This is a genomic window from Herbaspirillum sp. YR522 (genome assembly GCF_000282575.1).
In the GTDB taxonomy this organism is placed as follows: domain Bacteria; phylum Pseudomonadota; class Gammaproteobacteria; order Burkholderiales; family Burkholderiaceae_D; genus Herbaspirillum.
The window spans coordinates 44251-51679 of the sequence record NZ_AKJA01000016.1 but is presented as its reverse complement, the minus strand read 5'-3'; the positions used below and the strand labels follow the sequence as shown (position 1 = coordinate 51679).

The window sequence follows — 7429 nt, the reverse complement described above, 5'->3', positions numbered from 1 at the left end:
CCGCCCTGCCGCTGCAGGCGGTGCGCGGCCAGGTCACCCATCTGGCGGCGGATTTCCCGGTGCTGCCGGTGGCCATGTGCGGGGATGGCTACCTGACGCGCGCCTACCAGGGCCAGTTGTGCATCGGTGCCAGCTATGACCGCGACCAGGACCCGGCACTGCGGCCGGCCAGCCATGCCGAAAACCTGCAGCGGTTGAACAACATGCTGCCGCAGCTTGCCGCGCATTACGACGTGCCGGCGCCAGCCACCCTGGCCGCCGGGCGGGTCGGTTTTCGCTGCATCGCTCCCGACCGGCTGCCGCTGGTGGGAGCGCTGCCGATGGAGCAGGGGGGCGGCGTGCAAGGCCTGCTGGGATACGCTTCGCGGGGATTGATCTGGGCGCCGTTGATGGCCGAGCTGTTGGCTTGCATGCTCGAGCGCGAACCGCTGCCGTTGCCGCGCGAACTGGTCGCAGCGGTGGATCCGGCCCGATTTGGTGGGCGCCGGCTGGAGTAGAATGTCGCCTTTCGGCTGCCACTGCAGCCATGCCAAACCAGTCCCACGGAAAGTCCCGCAATGCTGCGCATCAATGAACTCCAGCTCCCCCTCGAACACTCGGAAGAAGACCTCACGGCCGCCATCCTCGAACGGCTCGCCATCGGCGCCGACCAGTTGCTGGGGTTCACCCTGTTTCGCCGCAGCTACGACGCCCGCAAGAAGTCGGCCGTCATCCTGACCTATACCATCGATGTCGAACTGCGCGACGAGGCCGCCGTGCTGGCGCGCCACCAGGGCAAGCACAACATCGTTGCCACACCCGACACCGGCTACCACTATGTGGGCACGGCGCCGGCCGGACTGGACAAGCGTCCGCTGGTCATCGGGTTTGGCCCGTGCGGCCTGTTCGCCGCGCTGTTGCTGGCCGAAATGGGCTTCAACCCGATCGTGCTCGAACGCGGCAAGACCGTGCGCGAACGCACCAAGGACACCTGGGGCCTGTGGCGCCAACGCCAGTTGCAGCCCGAATCGAACGTGCAGTTCGGCGAGGGCGGCGCCGGGACCTTCTCCGACGGCAAGCTCTACAGCCAGATCAAGGATCCCAAGCACTACGGACGCAAGGTACTGACCGAATTCGTGGCGGCCGATGCGCCACCCGAGATCATGTATGCCAGCAAGCCGCACATCGGCACCTTCCGCCTGGTCAAGATGATCGAGCTGATGCGCGAGAAGATCGTGCGCCTGGGTGGCGAGTTCCGTTTCGAGCAACGGGTCGATGACGTGCTGATCGAAGACGGCCGGATTCGCGGCGTCACCCTGTCCAACGGCCAACAGCTGGCCGCCGACCATGTGGTGCTGGCGGTCGGCCACAGCGCCCGCGATACGTTCGAGATGCTCTACCGGCGCGGCGTCTATATCGAGGCCAAGCCCTTCTCGATCGGATTTCGCGCGGAACATCCCCAGTCGTTGATCGACAAGTGCCGCTTCGGGCCCAGCGCCGGCCACCCCATCCTTGGCGCGGCCGACTACAAGCTGGTGCACCATGCCAGCAACGGTCGCTCGGTGTACAGCTTCTGCATGTGCCCGGGCGGGACCGTGGTGGCCGCCACGTCCGAGCCGGGACGCGTGGTCACCAACGGCATGAGCCAGTACTCGCGCAACGAGCGCAATGCCAACAGCGGCATCGTGGTCGGCATCTCGCCCAGCGACTACCCCGGTCATCCGCTGGCCGGCATCGCCTTCCAGCGCGAATGGGAAAGCCGCGCCTATGAGCTGGGTGGCGGCAACTACGATGCGCCGGGGCAACTGGTGGGCGACTTCATCGCCAACCGTCCTTCCACTGCGCTCGGCAGCGTCACGCCGTCGTACAAGCCCGGCGTCAAGCTGGGCGACCTCAACGCAGCGCTGCCGGACTATGCCATCACCGCCATCCGCGAAGCATTGCCGGCCTTCGACAAGCAGATCCGTGGCTACTCGATGCACGATGCGGTCCTGACCGGCATCGAGACCCGCACCTCGTCGCCGATCCGCATCAAGCGCGACGACCAGACCCTGCAGAGCCTCAATACCGCCGGGCTCTATCCGGCCGGCGAAGGCGCCGGGTATGCCGGCGGCATCATGTCGGCTGCCATCGACGGCATTCGCGTGGCCGAGGCGTTGGCACTGGACATCATCGGCCGTCACTGAAACAGCGCCGCATAAGAAAAAAGACCGCCGGGGTTGCACCCGGCGGTCTTTTTTTTATCGGCCCTGCGGCAGCGATGCTTACTTCTTGGCGCGGGTCGCGCCGGTCGCCTTCTCGGCGGCGGCCGTGAACTGGCGGGTCGCGTTGCTGAGGTTGGCTTCCAGTGCCTCGACGGCTTGCTTGCTGTTCTTGGTCAACTGTTCGTAGCCGGCATTGGCGTTGGACAGCGCCGCCTTGAGCAGCGACACGGCCTGTTCCGAACCCGGCGGCGCATTCTTGCTCAGTTCATCGATCAAGGCGCTGACCTTGCGGGTGTTCTCGGCAATCTGCGCTTCTGCGGCACGGGTGAATTCGGCCTGGGTGGTCGAGACGATGGTGGCCAGGTGACGACCATAGGCTGCTGCCTTCTCGGCGCCCGGCTGGGCCTGGGCCGACGCCAGCGACAGCGCTTCCTGCGGGTCCTTGGCCGACGCCAGCTGGCGCGCCACGGCGGTGGCTTCTTCCAGCGAGGCACGGGTGGCCGACAGGTTCAGTTCAACGATTTTCTCGACGCCCTCGAAGGCCTTCGCGGTCAGGGTATTGATCAGGTCCAGCTGTGCCTGCAGGTTGGATTTGGTGGCGGCGGAAAACTGATCTTGAAACGAAAACATGTTATCTCCTTTGTGTGGATGAGCCGTAATGCAATATGCCGAGCCGGCGCGGGAGCGGCATTGGATCAGACATCAGCAGATCATCGTGATTTGTGCGCCGCAACAATCCCTATTTTATGCCCTTCTTTGGTGAAATCAAGTGAAATTTGTGCGCCGCACAATTCAACTGAAGACCCGTCTGCTTTACGCCACGCCGCCACTGGCGCGGCCTGCAGCGGTTTCAGGACGAACGTTCGGTCGCTTTCGTGCTGCTGGTTCCCTCCGGCAGGTCGTGCACCACGATGCCCGCCTGGTCGGATTCGAATTCACAGGCCGCGCTGACCTCGATGCCACGCAGCCCATCCTGGTAACCCTGCTCCCAGCGCCAGGCGACCGAGCCGCGGGCGAAGTTGGCGTCCTTGGAGGCCATGTTCCAGTCGCGCCCGGCATAGGGCAGGCGCACGATATGGATGGTGGTGTCGGCACCCAGCTCGGCCATCATCTTGCGATCGGCCGCGCTGAGCAGCTCGCTCGGCAGGCGCTGGTACAGTGCATGGGCGGCGCGGCGCAGATGGTGTTGCTTCAGGTAGGCCTCGATGTGACGCTGCGAGCGCGAGGCGAAGGTGACATCCTTTTCGCGCGTCTGGACTTCTTCCAGCGTGGTCGGCTCGGGGCCGTCGGCATGCCACAGGTCGACCATCAGGCACAGCGTATCGGCGCGCGGTTCATCGCCCAGCACGGCTTCCAGCGGGGTATTGGAATACAGCCCGCCATCCCAGTAGAGCTCGCCATCGATGCGTACCGGAGCAAACGCCGGGGGCAGGGCGCCGCTGGCCATGATGTGCTCGGCGCCGATGCGGCCGTTGGCCGAATCGAACTTGGCCAGCGTGCCGCAGGTCACGCGCACGGCACTGACGGTCAGCCGCATGCCATCGGCCTGGTTCAGGTAATCGAAATCGACCAGGCGCAGCAGGGTCTGCTCCAGCTCGGCCGTACTGTAGAAACTGGCGTCCTCGGCCGGTACCGCCAGGCCCAGCGCGAACGGATTGAACGGGCGCGGACGGAAGAAGCCCGGCGCACCGCGCACGAAGGTGTCCAGCGTGGTCAACCGGGTCGACCACAGGCGCAGGCCATCGGGTACCTGGGTCAGGTCGAACAGGTCCGGATGGGACACCGTGTCCCAGAACTGGCGCAGGCGTTCGACGCGGCTCTCGGGTGGGTTGCCGGCGATGATGGCGGCATTGATGGCGCCGATGGAGGTGCCCACCACCCAGTCCGGGCTCAAGCCGTTTTCATGCAGCGCCTGGTAGACCCCGGCCTGGTAAGCCCCCAACGCGCCGCCACCCTGCAGCACCAGCGCCACCTGCGGGCGGGTGCCGGGCGACAGCCGGGGCGAACGTGCGGTGGCCGGCGACACCGGCTTGCGACCAGCGGGGGAATGCTCGGGAAGCTTGCGCATGGACCTGCCTTTTTGTGTGCAATACAAAACAGACGCGGACCCGACGCAAACGTTCAGCCGGGATGGTAAGGCACGCCGCTCAGCGACGTGTTGCCTGCCATGACTGCACCAATTGCCGCGCCTGCGGTTGCAGCGCATCCATGGCCACTTCGCTGCGGCGCTCGAAGATCATCATCGCATACAGGCCGGCCAGGGCATTGACCTCCGGCGAGAGGGCGCATTCCTCGCCGGTGGCGGGGCGTTGCAGGCGCCAGTAGTTGATGGCTTCTTCGAGATCGGTCAGGCTGAGCATGGATTGAATCGGTGAGGCGGGTGCCGCTATGGTTGATTGCGCCATTCTACCCGTTCAGAAACACAGCATGATGCGATTGGCCAGGTCGAGCACGAAGTCCGGCCGAAGATAGGCTGCGAAGATCGCCGCCAGTGTCGTGGCCACCAGCACCGTGACGATCGGGCGGCGCATCATGGCGCCGCCGCCGGTGCGCGGGCAATGGCCTGCTCGCGCACCGGCAGGTTGATCAATGCGGCGAACACGCCCAGCGCCAGCGTGATGGCCCACACCGTGTCGTAGCTGCCTTGGCGGGTGAACAGCCAGCCGCCCAGCCAGACCCCCAGGAAGCTGCCCACCTGGTGCGAAAAGAAGACGAAGCCCGACAGCATCGACAGGTACCTGACCCCGAAGATGCCGGCCACGATCCCGTTGGTCAGGGGCACGGTCGACAGCCACAGCAGGCCCATGGCGGCGGCGAACAGGTACACCGACCAGGCCGACAGCGGCGCCGCCAGGAACAGCCCGATGGTCACCGTGCGCAAGCCATAGATGGTGGCCAGCAGGTAGCGCTTGGGCAGCATGCCGCCCAGCTTGCCGGCGTAGTACGAACCGAAGATATTGAACAGGCCGATCAGCGCCAGCGCCAGCACCGCCACATTGGGATTCATGATGCCCTTGTCCTTGAGGTAGGACGGCAGGTGGGCGCCGATGAACACGACCTGGAAGCCGCACACGAAGTAGCCCGACAGCAACAGGATGAACGAGCGATGGCCGAACGCCTCGCCGATGGCTTGGCCGATACTCTGTCCGGACGCATTGGCCACCGGTGGCGGTTCCTTGAGGCGCCAGGCCATCGGCAGCATCAGCATCAACACCAGCCCGGCGAGCCAGAAGAACGCGTGTTGCCAACCCGATATCGAAATCAGTTGCTGCTCCACCGGCATCATCAGGAACTGTCCGAACGAGCCCGCCGCCGACGAGATGCCGAACGCCCAGGAGCGCTTCTCGGGTGGCGCGCTGCGCCCGACGATGCCCGACACGGCGCCGAAGGCGGTGCAGGCCAACGCCGCGCCGATCAGCACGCCCGAGCCGATCACGAACAGCGCCGGCTGCGGCACCAATGCCATCCACAGCAGGCCGGCGGCGTACAGGAAGGCGCCCAGCACGATCACCCGCGCCGTGCCGATGCGGTCGCACGCCATGCCGGCGAACGGGCCGAAGGCGCCCCACAGCAGGTTCTGCAACGCCAGTGCCAGCGAGAAGGTCTCGCGCGTCCAGCCGTGCGTCTGCGAGATCGGCTGCAGCCAGAATCCCAGGCCGTGACGTACCCCCATGGCCAGGGTCAGCACCACGCCGGAGGCAATCAGGACGGTCTTGAGATCGGGAGCGCGATCGGTTCGAAACATGTTGTCTCTCTCTTGTTGGAATTGGAATGATGAGGTGATGCCCTGCGCATTTACTTATTGATTGATGGCTGCGCGGCTCGAGTTTACTGCAAACCGGCAAGTTCGCCAGGCGCATATCGATCTGCAATAAATGCAGCATGAGAAATCCAAGCAAGCACATGCGGAATGCTTAGTTCGTAAAAGATGAGTGCTGGGCTCTAATGATCCTCCCCAAGGCCGACCGGGCCTGTCCAAGGAAGGAACATCGAGTCATGTCCGCGCAGATCGAAGCCACGCACGTGCGCCAGGCCGCCCGCCTGGGCGGCCGTCGTGCCCATCGCATCGCCAGCCAGGCCGAAGCGCTGCAGCGGGCCCGCGAATTGGCGGCCGAATTTGCCGTCGAGGCCGCCGAGCGCGATCGTGACCGGCGCCTGCCGGTGCATGAAATCGAGCGTTTTTCGCAGAGTGGTCTGTGGGCCATCAGCGTGCCACGCGCCTATGGCGGATTGGGAGCATCGTGGGTGACGATCGCAGAAGTATTCAAGATCATTTCCGCGGCCGACCCGTCGATCGGCCAGATTCCCCAGAACCATTTCGGCAACCTCAACGTCATCGCCACGGCCGGCAGCGATGCCCAGAAGCGGTTCTTCTTCGACCAGGTCCTGGACGGCGCGCGCTTTGGCAATGCCGGACCCGAACGCAACGGCAAGAACGTGCTCGATGTCCGGACCCGTGCCGAGCTCGACCGCACGGCGGGCGACGGCAGCTACCTGTTGAGCGGCACCCGGTTCTACTCGACCGGCGCCCTGTATGCACACTGGATCCCCAGCCGCGCCGTCGCCGACGACGGCAGCCCCCTGTTCGTCTACAACCGCGCCGATGCGCCCGGCCTGCGGGTGGTGGATGACTGGTCCAGCTTCGGCCAGCGCACCACCGCCAGCGGCAGCGTGGTGTTCGACCGGGTGCGGGTGCCGGCGTCGCAGGTGCTGCACGTCAAGGACATCCTGCAGCAACCCAATGACATCGGCCCGGTGTCGCAACTGATCCAGGCCGCCATCGACGTCGGCATCGCGCACGCCGCCGTAGGTGATGCCATCGAATTCGTGCGCACCCGCTCCCGTGCCTATGCCGATAGCGGCGTCGAACGTGCCGGCGACGACCCGTACGTCATCGCCGCGATCGGTGCCCTCAAGGTGCGCCTGCACGCCAGCGATGCGCTGCTCGAACGGGCCGCCCGATTCATCGACGACCTGCCCGAGACCATCAGCTTCGAACAGATGGCGCAGGCTTCGGTGGTGGTGGCCGAGGCCAAGGTGTGGTCGACCGAACTAGCGCTGCACGCCGCCGAGAAGCTGTTCGAGCTGGCCGGCTCGCAAGCTACCCTGGCTGCCCACAACCTGGACCGCCATTGGCGCAATGCGCGGGTGCATACCTTGCACGACCCGGTGCGCTGGAAGTATCACGCCGTCGGCAACCATGTCCTCAACGGTGTGGCGCCGCCGCGCCATTCGTGGAGTTGAAG

7 protein-coding genes are annotated in these 7429 nt (G+C 65.4%); 3 read left to right on the top strand and 4 right to left on the bottom strand.

The window, feature by feature from the left end; all coding sequences use genetic code 11:
- A partial coding sequence (locus tag PMI40_RS03280; protein WP_008112068.1) for an FAD-dependent oxidoreductase occupies positions 1–497 on the top strand: 497 nt, incomplete at its 5' end.
- 60 nt (positions 498–557) lie between these two features.
- On the top strand, positions 558–2165 hold the full coding sequence (locus PMI40_RS03275) for an NAD(P)/FAD-dependent oxidoreductase (RefSeq protein WP_008112066.1): 1608 nt from the start codon (positions 558–560) through the stop codon (positions 2163–2165).
- Between the two features lie 78 nt (positions 2166–2243).
- Here PMI40_RS03275 and phaP read toward each other — a convergent pair whose 3' ends face one another.
- From phaP to PMI40_RS03255, 4 genes are all read right to left on the bottom strand, one after another.
- Complete coding sequence (gene phaP / locus PMI40_RS03270) at positions 2244–2813, bottom strand: TIGR01841 family phasin (RefSeq protein WP_008112063.1); 570 nt, start codon at positions 2811–2813, stop codon at positions 2244–2246.
- Positions 2814–3033: 220 nt separating this feature from the next.
- Positions 3034–4251: a patatin-like phospholipase family protein gene (locus PMI40_RS03265; protein ID WP_008112061.1), complete on the bottom strand. Its 1218-nt coding sequence runs from the start codon at positions 4249–4251 to the stop codon at positions 3034–3036.
- A gap of 79 nt (positions 4252–4330) precedes the next feature.
- The gene (locus tag PMI40_RS03260; protein WP_008112060.1) at positions 4331–4543 is read right to left on the bottom strand and encodes a DUF3717 domain-containing protein; all 213 of its coding nucleotides are present in this window, start codon (positions 4541–4543) and stop codon (positions 4331–4333) included.
- Positions 4544–4713: 170 nt separating this feature from the next.
- Complete coding sequence (locus PMI40_RS03255; RefSeq protein WP_008112055.1) at positions 4714–5928, bottom strand: MFS transporter; 1215 nt, start codon at positions 5926–5928, stop codon at positions 4714–4716.
- 251 nt (positions 5929–6179) lie between these two features.
- On the opposite strand from PMI40_RS03255, the gene PMI40_RS03250 reads away from it, so the two are divergent.
- On the top strand, positions 6180–7427 hold the full coding sequence (locus PMI40_RS03250) for an SfnB family sulfur acquisition oxidoreductase (protein ID WP_008112053.1): 1248 nt from the start codon (positions 6180–6182) through the stop codon (positions 7425–7427).
- Positions 7428–7429 lie beyond the last annotated feature (2 nt).